The organism is Roseobacter cerasinus, from assembly GCF_009811755.1.
Classification (GTDB): domain Bacteria; phylum Pseudomonadota; class Alphaproteobacteria; order Rhodobacterales; family Rhodobacteraceae; genus Roseobacter; species Roseobacter cerasinus.
In genome coordinates this window covers 575,401-591,484 of record NZ_BLIV01000003.1, presented here as the reverse complement: position 1 = coordinate 591,484, position 16,084 = coordinate 575,401, and the positions used below count along the sequence as shown (strand labels likewise).

Sequence of the window (16,084 nt, the reverse complement as noted above, 5' to 3'; positions counted from 1 at the left end):
GCTGTTGGCGAGTGCTCTAGAGGTCCCGCTTCTCTTCGACCATCGCGCGCATCTGATCGTAGGGCAAAAAGCCTCGCAGCATTTCGTCATGCATCACAAATGTCGGCGTGCCGGTGATCTGCAACTGCTGCGCCAGAGCGCGCGTTTTGCGGATTTCCTCCGTCACCTCTTCATCGTCCATGCGGGCCTCAATTGCGTCCGCATCCAGATCGTAGGTCGTGGACAGGCGGCGCAGGGCGGGCAGGGTGATCTCGCCGTTGAACTCCATCAGTGCGTCATGCAGCGATTTATAGGCCTCGTCCCCCTCCAGCTGCCGGGTTGCGATGGCAAAACGCGACGCCAAAAGTGATTGCTCGCCCAAGATCGGGAATTCCTTCACGATGAAGCGGATGTTGCCATCGGATTCCAACAGCTTTTCGACCTCGCCATAGGCGCGTTTGCAAAACCCGCAGCGGTAGTCCATGAACTCCACCAGAGTGATATCGCCGTCCGGGTTGCCGCCGACAAAGGAGAACCCGTCGTTGAAAATCGCCTCCGCATGATCGGAGACCAGCGTTAGATCCGCCTGGGCCTGAGCCTCAGCCTGACGATTTTCAAGCGCCTGCACGGCTTCCATGATCACTTCGGGATTGTCCATCAGATAGGCGCGAACCTCGGCGCGAAACTGTGCCCGTTCCTCATCACTCATAGTGCCGAGATCGAGGGCCGCAGCCGGAAGGGCAAAGGCCAGCAAGGCGGGCAGGGCAAAGCGTTTGAGCATTATCGTCTCCGTTTTTCGGCGCGTTCGGATGCAATCAACACATCCTGCGCCCGTTGCCAAGAGCCGCTGCCTTCGGGCAGCAACCCCACAGCGCGTTTTGCGTGAATGCCAGCATCTTCCAGCCGACCGGTCAGGGCGTAGCGTTCAGCCGTCACCAGCGCGGCCATACCTGTCTGGCCCGAGCGCGCGTAAGCGACAGATAGATCGCGCAGCATGGACCCATCTCGAAAATCGATTGTGCGCGCTTTTTCAAGCGCTTGCCGCGCGCGCTTGATGTCGTCATTAGCCAAGAGGGCCCGGCCATAGCCGGAGAGTACAAGGGCGTCATTGGGAGCCAGCTGCACGGCCCGGCCATAAGCGGCGGCTGCAGCTGCAAAATTCCGCGTCTCCAGCAGGATCTGCCCGCGCTGATCGTGCAGAAACGGGTCACTTGGTCGCTGTGCAATGGCGGCATCAATGGCGCGAAGTGCCTGTTTGGTCCGAGACTGGCGATGTTCCGCGATGGCCTCGCGCAGCAGGCGCACATCGGCATAAGGCGTCTCGTTCACCCGGCGCAGGGTCCATTTGGGCGCGCGGGTATAGGCGCTGAGCTTGCCCTTGACCCGTGCAAACCAATAGGCGGCATCCGCATGGGGTGCGCCGGTGTTGCCATAGGCGGCCACAAACCCTTCGACGGCGCGAAACCGGTCGCGGGAGAGGGGATGGCTGCGCAGATAGGGGTCTTGCCGGGATTCGGACAGCACTTCCTGACCGCGAAAGATGCTCAGCACGTCGGCCATGCCTTGCGGGTCGACCCCCGCCGCCTTCATGTACCGGATGCCGGATTGATCGGCTGCGGCCTCCTCGGCCCGGGTGTGTTTGAAAAACCGCGCCTGTGCGGAGCTTTGCGTGCCAAGTGCGATGCCACCCGCGGCGCTGCCCGCGCCCGCCGCTGCCGCTGCAACCGCCAGCGCTGTCCCCAGACCCGCGGCTGTACGCGCGCTCGCCAGATTGGTCATGCGCCGCGTGATATGCCCATTGGCGATATGTGCGGCCTCATGCGCGATCACCGCTTGCAGCATCGGCGCCGATTGCAGCTTGTTGATCAGGCCATAGTGCAGAAAAATCGCATCATTGCTGACCACAAAGGCGTTCAGCGACGCGTTGTTGACCACCAGTATCTTGACCCGCGAGGGGCTGAGACCGGCGGCGCTGAGGATCGGGGTCGCCAGTTGTTTCAGCCCGTATTCGATATCCGCATCGCGCAACAGCCCCTGCGCCTGCAACGGCACGGCCATGAGCCAGAGCAGCAGGGCCGGGATTGACGCCAATCGAAAGACAAGGTGAAAGACCATGGGAAAAGACTGGAGCGATTTCATGCGGAGTTCAAGGCGGTCCGGGGTCGATCCCTTCATTGTGATGGATGTGATGGAGGCGGCGCGGCGTCTCGAAGACGCCGGGCGGCATGTCATTCACATGGAGGTCGGGCAGCCCGGGACAGGCGCCCCAAAGGCCGCGACGCAGGCGTTGGCGCAGGCGATGCAGACAGGCCCGCTTGGCTATACGGTGGCTTTGGGCCTGCCCGCCTTGCGCGCCCGGATCGCGCAGCTTTATGGGCAGTGGTATGATGTGGATCTTGACCCGAACCGCGTCGTCATCACGCCTGGCTCCTCCGGCGGGTTCCTGCTCAGCTTCACGGCGCTTTTCGACACGGGCGACCGGGTGGGTATCGGTGCGCCGGGCTACCCCAGCTACCGGCAGATTCTGCGGGCGATGGATTTGCAGCCCGTCGATATCCCCACGGCGCTGAACCACCGATATCAGCCGGTACCGGCTGATCTGCAGGGGCTGGATCTCGCGGGCTTGCTGGTGGCCTCACCGGCGAACCCGACAGGCACGATGCTGGATGCGTCTGCTATGCGGGCTTTGATCGAAGCTGCGCAAGGGCAGGGCGCGTCGTTCATCTCGGACGAGATCTATCACGGCATCGAATATGAGGCGAAGGCCGTCACGGCGTTGCAGATCACCGATGAGGCCTATGTGATCAACTCCTTCTCCAAATATTTCTCCATGACGGGTTGGCGCATCGGCTGGATGGTGGTGCCCGAGGATCACGTGCGCATCGTCGAGCGGATTGCACAGAACATGTTCATTTGCGCGCCGCATGCCAGTCAGATCGCGGCCCTTGCCGCCCTGGACGCCGAAGAGGAACTGCAGACCAATCTTGAGGTTTACAGCCGCAATCGCGCGCTGATGCTGGCCGGTTTGCCGGACGCGGGCTTTGACAAGATCGCACCGCCGGATGGCGCGTTTTATGTCTAAGCGGATGTGTCCGACCTGACCAAGGACAGCCAGGCCTTCGCAGCCGAGATCCTGGAACAGGCCGGGGTGTCGGTCACGCCCGGTCTTGACTTTGACCAAAGCCGGGGCCGCCAGACGCTGCGGTTTTCCTATGCGCGCAGCACTAAAGATATCGAGGAAGGTCTGGCGCGGCTCAAGGACTTCATGGCGCGGCGCTGAACAGGGATTCCAACGCAGGCACGCTTTTGCTAGACTGCTCGCAAAACACGCAGTGGCAGAGCAGCCCATGATCCGGCATTTTTTCTTTCTGGCAGCCAGCCTGCTGGCCCTGTCCGCGCCTGCGCCCGCGCAGGAGATGTCGGCCATCGCGCGCGTGGATGCAGCACAAAGCGGTGTGCAAAAAGGTTGGTTTGGCGGTGCGGAGTTCAGCCTGCACCTCAGCCAGGGTGTGCCCTATCGCGTTTTCACGCTGGCGGACCCGCCGCGCCTTGTCATGGATTTTCGCGAGGTTGACTGGTCCGGCGTGCGCGCCGATGACCTGTCGGACGGGCGCAGCCCGGTGCACGCGGTGCGCTTTGGCGCGTTCCAGCCGGGGTGGTCCCGGCTGGTGGCGGATTTGTCCGACACGTATTTGCCCGATGAGATTGGCATGACGCTAGATGAGGCCTCTGGCCGGGCGGTTCTGAACATGGACTTGGCCAGGGTTTCGGAGGAGGTCTTTGCCGCCAAATCGGGTGTGCCGGACAGCACATTGTGGCCGCAAGACTTGCCAGAGGGCAGCAAACCGTCGGGCCGAAGTGACCGCTTCGTTGTGGTCATTGACCCCGGTCATGGCGGCATTGATCCCGGCGCCGAGCGGGAGAATGTCAACGAGAAGGAACTGATGCTCAAGATCGCGCTTGATCTGCGCGAGGCGCTGTTGCGCGCGGCGGATGTTGATGTGGTGCTGACCCGGGAGAGCGATGTCTTTGTGTCCCTGCGGGCGCGCGTGGCCATCGCGCACCGGGCGGGCGGGGATCTCTTCCTGTCGTTACACGCCGATGCGCTGAGCCAGGGCGGGGCCGAGGGTGCCACAGTCTACACCTTGTCGGATGAGGCCAGCGACACCGCCAGCGCCCATCTGGCGGCGCGTCACAACCGCGCGGACATCATCGCGGGGGCCGATCTCACGGGCGCGGATGACGAGGTGGCGGGCGTGCTGCTCGATCTCGCGCGGCAGGAGACAGCGCCAAGATCCGAGGCGCTGGCGCGCTCTATTGTTGCCGGGCTGGATGAGGTGGGCGGGCCCATGAACAACCGCCCGCTGCGGCAAGCGGGGTTTTCCGTGCTGAAGTCCGCCGATATTCCCTCCGCTCTGGTCGAGGTGGGGTTTCTGTCGAGCCCGCGTGATCTCGCCAATTTGCGCGATCCGGTCTGGCGCGCGGCCATGGTGGATGGTCTGGTGGCGGCGATCCTGGCCTGGCGGGATGCGGATGAGGCCAAGCGCCCGCTGGTGCAGCGGTAGCCCGCCGCAGGGGTCCTGCGTCCGTTTCGTGTTTTGACGGGGCCTCATGCAGTCCCTATATGTAACCCACAGGTCCTAGAACAGGCGCGGTTTCACGGTGTTTCGGTTTATTCTCTCTTTTTTCGGCGGCATTTTCACCACGGTCACTATGGCGGTGTTCATGGTCGCGTTGACCGTAGGGGCCGTGTTCTGGATGTATGGGCGCGATCTGCCCAGCCACGAGTCGCTGGCGCAATATGCGCCGCCTACAATCAGTCGGATCTATTCGGGCCAGGGCCAGATCATCGATGAATTCGCTAAGGAGCGGCGGCTTTTCGCCCCGGCAGAGACCATTCCCGATCTGGTCAAACAGGCCTTCATCTCGGCAGAAGATAAGAATTTCTACCAGCACGACGGCTATGATCTGCGTGGGATCGCGGCGGCGGCCTATGATGCGGTGATGTCGCGCGGGCAGGATGTGCGGGGTGCGTCCACGATCACGCAGCAGGTGATGAAGAACTTCCTGCTGTCTGGCGACCGGCGCGCGGAGCGCAAGATCAAAGAGATCATACTGGCGTCGCGCATCGAAGAGACGCTGACCAAGGAGCAGATCCTGGAGCTTTATCTGAACGAGATTTTCCTCGGTCAGAACTCCTATGGCGTGGCGGCGGCCAGCCAGACTTACTTTAACAAGCCGCTCAGCGATCTGGAGCCGCATGAGGCAGCGTTTCTCGCGTCCTTGCCGAAAGCGCCCAGCGACTATCATCCAGTGCGCCAGAAGGAGCGTCTGCTGGCGCGTCGGAACTTTGTTCTGAAGGAGATGATGGAGAACGGCTATATTAGTCAGGAGACGTTGCTGTCTGAGCTGAACGCGCCGCTGCGGTCCGTCCAGAATGGCGATTTCGAGAGCTTCAAGGCCGAGTTGCCGCCCCGAGACTACTTCACCGATGAGATCCGCCGCCAGCTGACCGAAGACTTCGGCGAGGGCGAGTTCTTCACGGGGGGTCTGACCGTGCGCGCCACGATCGATCAGGAGATGCAGCCCATCGCCGCTGAAGCGCTCCGCCGCGAGCTGGAGAAATACGACCGCAGCCGTGGGATCTGGCGTGAGGCGCGGGTGAAGCTCGACCCGGCCCAGCTGGAAACCGAGGAGAGCTGGCGCGCGGCGCTGGCCGCAACCGAGATGGCCCGCGATATAGAACTTGATGGCCCGTGGTACCCGGCGGTGGTGCTGGAGGTCGGCAGCAATGATGCGCGTATTGGCATCGAAGGTGTGCGCGAAGACGAAGACGGCCATTTCATCGCCGCACAGGATGTGACCTGGGCGCGCAAACGGTCGCAGGACGGCACAACCGGCAACACAGCCAAGGTCGCCGGAGACCTGCTTGAGGTCGGCGATGTCGTACATGTGCGTGCGACCACTTCGGATGACGATGGCAGCTTTGTGCGCTGGTCCTTGCGGCAGGTGCCCGAAGTGCAGGGCGGCTTTGTCGCGATGGACGTGAACACAGGCCGTGTGATCTCCATGCAGGGCGGGTTTTCCTATCAGTCCAGCGTGTTCAACCGCGCGACGCAGGCCAAGCGACAGCCGGGGTCGAGCTTCAAACCCTTTGTCTATGCGGCGGCGCTCGACAGCGGCTATTCCCCCGCGACCATCGTTGTGGACGCGCCCATTGAGGTGAATACGCCGCAGGGTCTCTGGCGACCCCGCAACTCCACGCGCGAGTTTTACGGGCCCACGCCATTGCGCACCGGGATTGAAAAATCGCGGAACCTGATGACGATCCGGCTGGCGCAACAGATCGGCATGGACGTGGTGGCGGATTATGCCGAGCGCTTCGGCGTCTACGACAACATGGGCACCTTCTTGGCAAACTCGCTGGGGTCGGAGGAAACGACGCTCTACCAGATGGTGGCGGCTTACGCGATGTTCGCCAACGGCGGCGAGCGGGTGCGGCCCACGCTGGTCGACCGCGTGCAGGACCGTTACGGCAAGACGATCTACCGCCATGACCGGCGCCAGTGCGAAGACTGCGCGCGACCGCTTCTTCAGGCGGGTCTGGCGCCCAACATCGTCTCAAATCGGGAGCGGGTCATGGACCCGATCACCGCCTACCAGCTGACATCGATGATGCGCGGCGTGGTGGATCGCGGCACGGCGGCGCGCACCGTGAACCTGCCAGTGCCGACGGCCGGCAAGACCGGCACGACAAATGACGCCAAGGATGTTTGGTTTGTGGGCTTCACCAGCAACATCGTGGCGGGCTGCTACATCGGCTATGACCAGCCGCGCAGCCTCGGGCGCGGTGCGGCGGGCGGCAGCATGTGTGGCCCTGTGTTCCAGGCCTTCATGCAGGAAGCCACCATGAAGTATGGCGGGGGGCCTTTCGAGGTTCCGCCAGGTGGCAGCTTCATCAAAATCGACCGGTTCACTGGCGCGCGCCTTAGCAACGATGCGAGCGGTGAGACCGTTGTGGCGGAATACTTCCGTGATGGGGAGCAGCCGATCTTTGGCATCACCTATGATGGTGGCTTTGCCATGGGGCAGAACTTGCCACTGGTGGCCGAGGTTGGCGCGCGCCAGACTGAGCAAGTCACAACCTCGACCGGCGAGACGGCGACCGTAGGGCCCAAGGCGGACTTCGGCACGCTCAGCTCAGGCGGCTTGTACTAGCGGCGCCATGCTCCCTTGCCGCTGGCGGGGGGCTGGTTTATCACGGCGGTCACACCTCAGGTCAAAGGCTTCGATCATGCGCGCCGACGCACAAAATACCGTTGAGAAAATCGAAAAGTCGCTGGAGCTTCTGGCGCAGCGTCTCGATGTGGAGACGGCGCAATTCCGGCTGGAGGAATTCAACGCCCGCGTCGAGGACCCGAACCTGTGGGATGATCCCGATGCGGCACAGAAGCTGATGCGCGAACGGCAGATGCTGGTCGACGCGATGGAGACCTATGAAAGCATCAAGCAGGACCTTGCGGACAACATCGAACTGATTGAACTCGGTGAGATGGAAGAGGATGACGAGGTTGTATCCGACGCCGAAGCGGCGCTGAAGGCTCTGGAAGAGAAGGCAGCTCAGAAAGAGCTTGAAGCGCTGCTCGATGGGGAAGCTGATGGCAATGACACCTTCCTCGAAGTGAACGCCGGGGCAGGCGGCACCGAAAGCTGTGACTGGGCGTCGATGCTGGCGCGTATGTATGTTCGTTGGGCCGAGAAGAAGGGCTACAAGGTCGAGCTGCAGGCCGAAAGTGCCGGTGACGAGGCCGGGATCAAATCGGCGACCTATAAGATCAGCGGCCAGAACGCCTATGGCTGGCTCAAGTCTGAAAGCGGCGTACACCGGCTGGTGCGCATCTCGCCCTTCGATTCGGCGGCCAAGCGGCACACGTCTTTTACTTCGGTCTGGGTCTACCCGGTTGTGGATGACAATATCGATATCGAGGTGAACCCGGCGGATATTCGCATCGACACCTACCGCTCCTCCGGTGCGGGTGGTCAGCACGTGAACACCACCGATTCTGCGGTGCGGATCACTCACCACCCCACGGGCATCGTGGTGACCAGCTCCGAAAAATCGCAACACCAGAACCGTGATATTGCCATGAAGGCGCTGAAATCGCGGCTCTACCAGTTGGAGCTGGACCGGCGCAACGCGGCCATCAACGAGGCGCATGAAAACAAGGGGGACGCGGGCTGGGGCAACCAGATCCGCTCCTACGTGCTGCAGCCCTACCAGATGGTGAAAGACCTGCGCACGAACTTCGAGACTTCGGATACCAAGGGTGTGCTTGATGGGGATCTTGATGGGCTGATGGGGGCAACCCTCGCGCTGGATGTGTCGGGCAAGACACGGGCCGAAGCGCAGAGCGGCTGACTGCCCTTCCCGCGCTGAGCCATGCTATACTCTCCGTGGAGGACACGAGGGAGGATTCGACATGGCATCAGCCGCAACGGCCGAGATGAATATCGGCGCGCCCGAGCTTAGAACAGCACGTTTTGACGACCTGAAAGCAGCGCTGACACGCGGCGCGCGAGACTTTCGCCGCCATCCCTTCTACGGGCTGACCTTTGCCAGTTTCTACATTCTGGCGGGGTGGATGATGGTCGGTATCACATCCCTAACGGGTCACACCTTCTGGCTGGTGCTGGCGGCGATTGGATTTCCGCTGTTGGGCCCCTTTGCCGCCGTTGGGCTCTACGAGGTGTCCCGCCGTCTGGATCTGGGCCTGCCGGTGCCTGCCAAAGCCGTGTTCGGGGTGATCTGGCAACAACGCCTGCGGCAACTGCCGTCGCTTTGCACCATGATGGTGGTGATCTTCCTGTTCTGGTTTTTCCTCGGGCATATGATCTTTGCGCTTTTCCTTGGTCTGAGCACAATGACAAATATTTCAAGCTCTTACGAGGTGTTTCTCACCTTAAATGGGTTGAGCATGCTGGGTTTTGGCACCTTGGTGGGCGCCGTCTTTGCGCTGTTGATCTATGCGATGTCCGTGATCGGCCTGCCACTGCTGTTGGATCGTGAGATTGATTTCATCACGGCGATGATCACTAGCTTTGGCGTGGTGCGCGATGCGCCTTTGGTCATGCTGACCTGGGCTGCGGTGATTGCGGTTTTGAGTTTTGCGGCGCTGCTGCCGGGGTTTCTGGGGCTTTGGATCGTGCTGCCCTGGCTTGGGCACGCGTCCTGGCACCTCTATCGTCGCCTGACGAGCGCCGCTTAGGCGGGCGTATCTCGGCCCATCTGAACCAAAAGCGCTCGTAAGGCTGGCGCTTGAGGCGCGTTTGTTTCGAGGGCAAACACATAGGCCTGGGTCAAGTAAAAGGCGCGGGCGTTGTCATGGGCAGCCTCTGCTGCAGCCCGTTCATAGAGCACGGCCAAGGCGGTCTTGTCTCCGTCCGCATGCGCAGCCATGAGCTGCGCGTCGAGATCGATCATTCGGCGGCGCGCCGTGTGTCTTGACCGGCGCAGAGCCGCTCCGCCACCCAGGCGTGAAACAGATGCGTCGGCCCATCCATCGCCGGCGAGAACCGCCCGCCGTCGAAGGACACCGCATGGCGGCCGCGCTGCATGCCCTCCACCACAAAGATGTCTTCGACAAACACCTCCTTCCACTGCGCCGCATTTCGCCTGCGCAGAGCATCGTCAGTGTTGGATGTGGCGTAAAAGAGATGCACGTGCTCCTTCGTCCGCCCGGTGCCCCGCGGCTCAAGGATGATGGCAAAGACATGGTCCCGGTGCACGCCCAGCAGGACATTGGGAAAGGCGGCGATGTATTCTGCGGCAGTGTCCCACTTGGGGCTCAGACCGGCAAGATCGGGGAAAACGCCGCCGGTCTCACCGGTGATCTGGCGATAGACCCGCGTGCCTTGTCCGGAGAAGCAGCCCGGCTGTTCAACATGGTAGTGATCTTCCAGGCGCGAATAGCTGTTGAGCCCGGGATGCACCCAGGGCAGGTGATAGCTTTCGCAGTAATTCTCCACCGCGAGCTTCCAATTGCAGGCAACCTCCAGTGTAAAGCGGCTGTCTGCACCGCCATGATAGAGCGGCGTATTAAACTCCGCCCAGCGGGCCAGAAGATCGGCGTTGGCCTCTTCGAAGCTGGGCGCGGTGCCCGAGATGTTGATCCAGACCACGCCCAGCCAGATGTGACTGCGCACCTCGATCAGACCAAGGCTGCTGCGGTCGATGCCCGCGTGGTGATTATGCCCGGGGCCGCCCACATGCGGTGTGCTGACCAGGCGCCCGTCAGTGGCATAACACCAGCTGTGATACGGGCAGCGGATCGCCCCTTCGATCTTGCGCGGTTCCGACACCAGCACCATGCCGCGATGCCGGCAGATGTTCTGAAACACCCTGACCCGGCCATCCCGATCGCGCAGAAGCAGCAGCGGCATGCCCAGAAAGCTGAGGGGGATCGCGTCTCCAATCTCCGGAACATCCGCCTCCACCGCCAGACCGGACCAGCCCGCATGAAGCAGCGCGGGGCCCTCCGCTTCAAACACATCCGGGTCGGTGTAATGCGCATTGGGCAGCCCGTTGGCCTCGGCTATGGGGCGGCGGACGGTCGCCAGATCATCAAATGGGTGGTCCATGTCAGCACTCCCTTCCTGATGCAGGAAGGGTACGGCATTTCCCACGCGATGCCGTGCTCAAAACGACGCGAGTTTTCCCGCGCCGACATGATTTGGACCTAACGGAACGGGTCGTTGGGCTGGAGCAACCGCTGATGGAACGGCATCAGATCGTCCAACTGGCAGAATCCGGCCTTGCGCGCGCAGGACAGGGCCCGTGAGAGATCTTGCCCGATGTATTCATAGACCAGCCGGGTCATCCGCGTGCTGGAGGAGCTTTCGCGCACGGTACGCGCGACATAGCCGACCCAGAAGTTGTTCTGGAAGGAGGTCACGCGGCTGAGATAGTTGAACGAGGCGGTCATCGCGTTTCGACGGGCGACCGTCGCAGCAAAGCCGTCTTCGATGTGCATGATGAACCCGCGATACTCGCGCGCCCGTGCCGCTGCGGGAATGCCCTGCATGGCCATGGCCACCTTGGGCTCAAAGCCGCGCAGAAACGTGTTGTCGCCATCTCGTTTGATCAGCACCACCCCGCGGACATATTGATCGCCGCGCACAAAGCTGCGCCGCGCAAACTGGTAAAAACCGCTTGGCAGATCCTCTTCCGAGATGGGCTGCACCGTGGGGCCCATAAAGTCCCGCAGGTATTCGCTGGAGATCGGGCCGGTGCCCGGGCTGATTTGCTCCACCGGTTCCAGCAGGACACGGGCGTCTACTGCAAAGAACTCGCAGATCCGCGCCAGCACGTCAGGCCGGGGAAAGCTTTCACCGCTGAGGTATCTGTTGAACTGCGTTCGGTTGATCCCGAGATCGCGCGCCAGGGCCGAGACGGAGGTGTATTCGGCGGCCAGCGTGCGCAGGTTGGATCCGAACATGCTGCGCAGCTGCGCTGGTGATCTGGCGGTCAAAGACATCCACGTCCCTTTGTCATGTCCTGCCGTCAAGCATACCTCCCGGTACGGCATCGGCACTACGGTTTTTCGGCTTTGTCGAGAATAGTGATGCTATTTAGCGTCAGTTGCCGATCATATTTGTGTCAAGCTTAGGTCAGAGCGACACAAATTCCAAGCGTACGGTGCTCATTTTATCATGTGCTGTGACGTTAACTTCTTGGTACCAATATAGGTAAGGGTACAAGGATTGGATGCAAACATGATTGGCGTTGTTCTATGGAGCGACGCATCGGACCGCAAAGCGGTGATTTGGTGCGAAGATCAAGGGGATTTGGCGTTTCTGAATTCAGCCGATGACATTTTTCAGTCAGATGCGTTTTTTGATGCCGGTGACGTGGTGCAATTTGATATGGAGGTGCAGGCCTCCATGCGCCGAGCGCACAATCCCAGGCTGGTGTTGGAGCAGGCGGGTGTCGGGCTTCCTGACGCGCTGCGTCAAAGTGCGCAGAGCACGGCGCTGTCAGACCGAGGCGCGAAAGTCATTCCCTTCGCGCCCCGCAGAGTCGTGCAACACACAGATGTGCTGAAAGTATCAGAGGCCTAGGCGCCTACTCTCCCCGAGACAGGGCTGCAACGCCAGTGCGCGCCACGTCAGTCAGGCCCAGGGGGCGCATCAGATCTGCGAAAGCGTCAATCTTGTCAGGCGCTCCGGTGATCTCGAACACAAAGCTTTCGAGCGTGCTGTCGACCACATTGGCGCGGAAGATATCGGCCAGCCGCAACGCTTCGACCCGTTTGTCGCCTTGCCCCACGACCTTGAACATGGCCAATTCCCGCTCAACGCTCGCGCCTTCGACGGTCAGGTCATGTACGTCATGCACGGAAACGATCCGCCCCAGTTGCGCCTTGATCTGCTCGATCACCTGCGGCGTGCCGGAGGTCACGATGGTGATGCGGGAAAGATGCCCGGTGTGATCCACTTCCGCGACGGTCAGGCTATCGATGTTGTAGCCGCGCCCGGAGAAGAGGCCGATAACCCGCGCTAGAACCCCAGGTTCATTCTCGACCAGAACCGCCAGCGTGTGGCGTTCCACCACGTCCGAGAAGGTGGGACGGAGGTTATAAGCGGAATGGCTGGTGGCGCCTTTTTTGATTTTCAAAGGAGACATCGTCGATCTTCCGTTTCTGTCACAGGTTGTAGAGTTGGCACTTGTAGCTGCCCGCCTTTGAGTTGGCCTTCGCTTCGGTGATTGTATCGTTGCTACGTGACCTTGCGGCGGCCGTTTCACACTCAAGCAAAGCAGTTCGTTTCGCTTCGCCAATGGAGGAATAGTTGAAGGCTGTTCCGAATTGTCCACTCGGTGTGAAGGCGAGCGCAAAGTAGTTTCCTTCAGTTGTTCTGGACCGCGCTCTTGTGAGCGCATCGAAGATATGCTTTGGCAACTCCTCGGTCTTGGAGGCATCAGCAGGCTCCACTGTGGATAGTAATATACAGCGATCACCGGGATTGTACGCTTCACACATAGACTGCGAGATTCGCTTTGCATCACTCAAGGTAGGCGCGCCTCCGGCTCGGCCGCCGCCGTCACCTTCTTCAGTTACGTACATCGCAGCAAAGAAGTTGTAGCTTTTGAATTCGTTGAACTTTAGGACGCTTTCCTGTGAGAGCTGAACGTCGGAGTGTTGTCTTATGACCTTTTGGGGCATTTGCTCCGACACTGTAGTGCAACCGGCAAGTGCAACACCGATAGCGGCTAGGGCGGCAAGCCTGAATTGATGCGTCACACCAAAACGCTCCCCTTGCTATCAATCACCCCTTGCGTCTCGGCTTCGCCAAGCAGCATTTCGTTGTGGGCCTTTCCGCTAGGGATCATCGGGAAGCAGTTCTCGTGCTTCTCGACAAGACAGTCGAAGATCACCGGGCCATCGTGATTGATCATCTCCATGATCGCATCGTCGAGGTCATCCGGATCAGAGCAGATGATGCCTTTCGCGCCGAAGGCCTCGGCCAGCTTCACAAAGTCGGGCAGGGCCTCCGACCAGCTTTGGGAATAGCGCTCGCCGTGCAAGAGCTCCTGCCATTGGCGCACCATCCCAAGGCGTTCGTTGTTCAGAATGAACTGTTTCACCGGCAGGCGGTACTGCACCGCCGTGCCCATCTCCTGCATGTTCATCAGCCAGCTGGCCTCACCCGCCACGTTGATCACCAGCGCATCGGGGTGCGCCATTTGCACCCCGATGGAGGCCGGGAAGCCGTAGCCCATGGTGCCCAGACCCCCGGAGGTCATCCAGCGATTGGGATCCTCAAAACCCAGATACTGCGCGGCCCACATCTGGTGCTGGCCCACTTCGGTGCAGACGTAGCGGTCGTGCTTCTTGGTCAGCTCTTCGAGCCGCACCAGCGCATGCTGCGGTTTGATGATCTTGCCGGTTTGCTCGAATTTCAGACAGTCTACCGCCTTCCACTCCTCGATCTGCGCCCACCACTTGGCCAGCGCCTCTGCGTTGGTTTTGCGCCCACGCGACTTCCAGACCTTGAGGATATCTTCCAGCACATGGCCCACATCGCCCACGATCGGGATGTCGGTCTTGATGACCTTGTTGATCGATGACGGGTCGATGTCGATATGCGCCTTGATCGACTTGGGGCTGAAGGCGTCGATGCGTCCGGTGATCCGGTCGTCGAAGCGGGCGCCGATGTTGATCAGCAGGTCGCAATCATGCATCGCCATATTGGCCTGGTAGAGCCCGTGCATGCCCAACATGCCCAGCCAGTTCTCGCCCGAGGCCGGGTAGCTGCCCAGCCCCATGAGCGTGGACGTGATCGGAAAGCCCGTGACTTTGACAAGCTCGCGCAAGAGCTGGCTGGCCGCAGGGCCGGAGTTGATCACACCGCCGCCGGTGTAGAAGACAGGCTTTTTGGCCTTCTCGATGGCGGCGACCAGCTCGGTGATCTCTTCCATGTCGCCCTTCAACTTCGGCTGATAGTGCGAGACGGAGGGTTTGGGCGCGTGGTACGTGCCCGTGGCGAATTGAACGTCCTTGGGAATGTCCACAAGAACGGGGCCGGGTCGGCCGTGGGTGGCCACGTGGAACGCCTCGTGGATCACGCCCGACAGCGCGTCGGTTTCTTTCACCAGCCAGTTGTGCTTGGTACAGGGGCGCGTGATGCCCACGGTATCCGCTTCCTGAAAGGCGTCAGAGCCGATCATGAAGGTGGGCACCTGGCCGGTCAGAACGATAAGCGGTATCGAATCCATCAAGGCATCGGTCAGACCGGTGACCGCATTTGTGGCGCCGGGGCCGGAGGTCACCAGCACCACGCCGGGCTTTCCGGTGGAGCGCGCATAACCTTCGGCGGCGTGCACAGCACCCTGTTCATGGCGCACGAGGATGTGGCGGATGGCGTTTTGCTGAAAGATCTCGTCGTAAATCGGTAGCACGGCGCCCCCGGGATAGCCAAAGACGGTGTCCACACCCTGATCGATCAAGGCTTGGACAATCATTTTTGCTCCGGTCATCTGCCGTGTCATATCTTTCACTCCGTGCTGGCCCGTTGTGGCCGCTTGCTCCCGTTTGGGCAAAAAAAAGCCCCCGATCTTGGCGGGGGCGCATGGGGCAGAGAATGGTCTACCGTTATCGGCCCATGCGCGTTGTTCCTACAATGACGACTAGACGTGTCATGCCTGGTGGCTCCTTTGTGCTGAGCGGAGATTATGTGGGGGAGATAGGGCCGTCAAGGACCTATCCAGTAAAAAACATGTCGCTGGCAGGGATTTTTTTATCATTTCCTTGCGCTGATACGCACCCTGGCGACATTTTCCGAATTTCCGGAGGTCAAATCTGGCCGGATCAGGACGACTCGATGGTCTGAATGTCCTCACGAGCGGAGAGGGTGAGCTCCTGCACCTCTTCGGCCAGGGTCTTGAATTCCTGTGCGATGATCACGAGGCCCTTGCCTGCCTCACCGGCGCGGGAGGCTTCGACCGAGGCGTTGATCGACATCGAACGCACGTATTTCCCGATCCGCTCCAGCCGGTTCAACCCCTCGGCCAGCCGTGCGGCGGACTGCATGGCCCGGTCAAGCTGTGCTGCGCGGTTGTCATCCATCTGTGCCCAGATGTGATCCATCACGGTGCTGACCGCGTCGAAAAACTCGCGCTCGGCAAAGGCGATGTAGCTGTCCAATATTTGCGGGCTTGGGCCATCTTGCTGGAGTGCGGCACAAAGCTCATCGGTGCGGCTGACCATGCGCCCGATCACGGCCATCTCGGTGCTCTGGCTTTCGGCGAGCGCGGCCAGCCAATGGCTCAGCGCTTCTGGCAAGTCGTCAAAATGGGCCGTACCCTGCAGCACTTCAATGGTCTGGCGCAATGTCTGGACCTGGGCATCGACGTCTGCCTGCAAGGTCTGGCGTTTGTCGTCCGCGCTTTCGCTCGCATGTTGGCTGATGGTCAGCCCGATACGTAAAACAAGCGTGCGCAGCGTGGCCACGCGGTCGATGGCCGCGCGGTAGGGCAGGGCGTTTATGGCGGAGGCGTCCGAGAGGGATATCTTGGCGGGTGCTGTCATGCCTTGGGTCTAAGCGATTC

14 protein-coding genes and 1 pseudogene are annotated in these 16,084 nt (G+C 61.1%); 6 read left to right on the top strand and 9 right to left on the bottom strand.

The features are described 5' to 3' along the window. Positions 1-16: 16 nt before the first annotated feature. Together So717_RS10355 and So717_RS10350 are read right to left on the bottom strand one after the other, a co-directional pair. Positions 17-760 (bottom strand): DsbA family protein, encoded by a 744-nt coding sequence (locus So717_RS10355; protein WP_159976863.1) that lies wholly within the window; start codon positions 758-760, stop codon positions 17-19. Further along, positions 760-2,118, bottom strand: coding sequence for a M48 family metalloprotease (locus tag So717_RS10350; RefSeq protein ID WP_238840806.1), 1,359 nt, complete (start codon positions 2,116-2,118; stop codon positions 760-762). The genes So717_RS10355 and So717_RS10350 overlap by 1 nt, the downstream gene beginning before the upstream one ends. Between So717_RS10350 and So717_RS10345 the strand changes: the two are divergent. From So717_RS10345 to So717_RS10325, 5 genes and pseudogenes are all read left to right on the top strand, one after another. After that, positions 2,117-3,259: pseudogene (locus tag So717_RS10345) on the top strand (pyridoxal phosphate-dependent aminotransferase). The gene So717_RS10350 and the pseudogene So717_RS10345 sit on opposite strands and share 2 nt — an antisense overlap. A gap of 67 nt (positions 3,260-3,326) precedes the next feature. After that, on the top strand, positions 3,327-4,544 hold the full coding sequence (locus So717_RS10340) for an N-acetylmuramoyl-L-alanine amidase (protein WP_159976861.1): 1,218 nt from the start codon (positions 3,327-3,329) through the stop codon (positions 4,542-4,544). Positions 4,545-4,641: 97 nt separating this feature from the next. After that, positions 4,642-7,197 carry a penicillin-binding protein 1A gene (locus So717_RS10335; RefSeq protein WP_159976859.1) on the top strand — a complete coding sequence of 852 codons (2,556 nt, stop codon included), beginning with the start codon at positions 4,642-4,644 and terminating at the stop codon, positions 7,195-7,197. Positions 7,198-7,273: 76 nt separating this feature from the next. Next, the gene (prfB, locus tag So717_RS10330; protein WP_159976857.1) at positions 7,274-8,398 is read left to right on the top strand and encodes a peptide chain release factor 2; all 1,125 of its coding nucleotides are present in this window, start codon (positions 7,274-7,276) and stop codon (positions 8,396-8,398) included. 61 nt (positions 8,399-8,459) lie between these two features. Further along, positions 8,460-9,245, top strand: a complete 786-nt coding sequence (locus So717_RS10325) for a DUF2189 domain-containing protein (RefSeq protein WP_438810649.1) — start codon at positions 8,460-8,462, stop codon at positions 9,243-9,245. Here the strand turns inward: So717_RS10325 and So717_RS10320 are convergent. The 3 genes from So717_RS10320 to So717_RS10310 form a co-directional block, all read right to left on the bottom strand. Continuing rightward, the gene (locus tag So717_RS10320) at positions 9,242-9,460 is read right to left on the bottom strand and encodes a hypothetical protein (RefSeq protein WP_174239030.1); all 219 of its coding nucleotides are present in this window, start codon (positions 9,458-9,460) and stop codon (positions 9,242-9,244) included. The genes So717_RS10325 and So717_RS10320 overlap by 4 nt on opposite strands. Further along, on the bottom strand, positions 9,457-10,617 hold the full coding sequence (locus So717_RS10315) for an aromatic ring-hydroxylating oxygenase subunit alpha (RefSeq protein ID WP_159976855.1): 1,161 nt from the start codon (positions 10,615-10,617) through the stop codon (positions 9,457-9,459). The genes So717_RS10320 and So717_RS10315 overlap by 4 nt, the downstream gene beginning before the upstream one ends. A 98-nt stretch (positions 10,618-10,715) precedes the next feature. Continuing rightward, complete coding sequence (locus So717_RS10310) at positions 10,716-11,474, bottom strand: helix-turn-helix domain-containing protein (RefSeq protein WP_238840804.1); 759 nt, start codon at positions 11,472-11,474, stop codon at positions 10,716-10,718. A gap of 277 nt (positions 11,475-11,751) precedes the next feature. Between So717_RS10310 and So717_RS10305 the strand changes: the two genes are divergently transcribed. Continuing rightward, positions 11,752-12,096, top strand: a complete 345-nt coding sequence (locus So717_RS10305; RefSeq protein WP_159976851.1) for a hypothetical protein — start codon at positions 11,752-11,754, stop codon at positions 12,094-12,096. A gap of 4 nt (positions 12,097-12,100) precedes the next feature. On the opposite strand, the gene ilvN is transcribed toward So717_RS10305, so the two are convergent. The 4 genes from ilvN to So717_RS10285 all read right to left on the bottom strand — a co-directional run bounded on the left by ilvN (position 12,101) and on the right by So717_RS10285 (position 16,064). Then, the gene (ilvN, locus tag So717_RS10300; RefSeq protein WP_159976849.1) at positions 12,101-12,661 is read right to left on the bottom strand and encodes an acetolactate synthase small subunit; all 561 of its coding nucleotides are present in this window, start codon (positions 12,659-12,661) and stop codon (positions 12,101-12,103) included. 19 nt (positions 12,662-12,680) lie between these two features. Continuing rightward, entirely contained in the window at positions 12,681-13,277 is a 597-nt protein-coding gene (locus So717_RS10295) for a hypothetical protein (protein ID WP_159976847.1), read from the bottom strand. Beyond that, on the bottom strand, positions 13,274-15,025 hold the full coding sequence (locus So717_RS10290; protein ID WP_159976845.1) for an acetolactate synthase 3 large subunit: 1,752 nt from the start codon (positions 15,023-15,025) through the stop codon (positions 13,274-13,276). The genes So717_RS10295 and So717_RS10290 overlap by 4 nt, the downstream gene beginning before the upstream one ends. A 319-nt stretch (positions 15,026-15,344) precedes the next feature. After that, positions 15,345-16,064: a methyl-accepting chemotaxis protein gene (locus So717_RS10285; RefSeq protein ID WP_159976842.1), complete on the bottom strand. Its 720-nt coding sequence runs from the start codon at positions 16,062-16,064 to the stop codon at positions 15,345-15,347. Positions 16,065-16,084 lie beyond the last annotated feature (20 nt).

What these genes read in the sequence shown, in the direction of transcription:
- prfB (WP_159976857.1), top strand. Translation starts at nt 7,274, where the DNA reads ATGCGCGCCGACGCACAAAATACCGTTGAGAAAATCGAAAAGTCGCTG.
- So717_RS10350 (WP_238840806.1), bottom strand. Translation starts at nt 2,118, where the DNA reads ATGAAATCGCTCCAGTCTTTTCCCATGGTCTTTCACCTTGTCTTTCGA.
- So717_RS10310 (WP_238840804.1), bottom strand. Translation starts at nt 11,474, where the DNA reads ATGTTCGGATCCAACCTGCGCACGCTGGCCGCCGAATACACCTCCGTC.
- So717_RS10290 (WP_159976845.1), bottom strand. Translation starts at nt 15,025, where the DNA reads ATGACACGGCAGATGACCGGAGCAAAAATGATTGTCCAAGCCTTGATC.
- So717_RS10305 (WP_159976851.1), top strand. Translation starts at nt 11,752, where the DNA reads ATGATTGGCGTTGTTCTATGGAGCGACGCATCGGACCGCAAAGCGGTG.
- So717_RS10320 (WP_174239030.1), bottom strand. Translation starts at nt 9,460, where the DNA reads ATGATCGATCTCGACGCGCAGCTCATGGCTGCGCATGCGGACGGAGAC.
- ilvN (WP_159976849.1), bottom strand. Translation starts at nt 12,661, where the DNA reads ATGTCTCCTTTGAAAATCAAAAAAGGCGCCACCAGCCATTCCGCTTAT.
- So717_RS10325 (WP_438810649.1), top strand. Translation starts at nt 8,460, where the DNA reads ATGGCATCAGCCGCAACGGCCGAGATGAATATCGGCGCGCCCGAGCTT.
- So717_RS10285 (WP_159976842.1), bottom strand. Translation starts at nt 16,064, where the DNA reads ATGACAGCACCCGCCAAGATATCCCTCTCGGACGCCTCCGCCATAAAC.
- So717_RS10355 (WP_159976863.1), bottom strand. Translation starts at nt 760, where the DNA reads ATGCTCAAACGCTTTGCCCTGCCCGCCTTGCTGGCCTTTGCCCTTCCG.
- So717_RS10315 (WP_159976855.1), bottom strand. Translation starts at nt 10,617, where the DNA reads ATGGACCACCCATTTGATGATCTGGCGACCGTCCGCCGCCCCATAGCC.
- So717_RS10340 (WP_159976861.1), top strand. Translation starts at nt 3,327, where the DNA reads ATGATCCGGCATTTTTTCTTTCTGGCAGCCAGCCTGCTGGCCCTGTCC.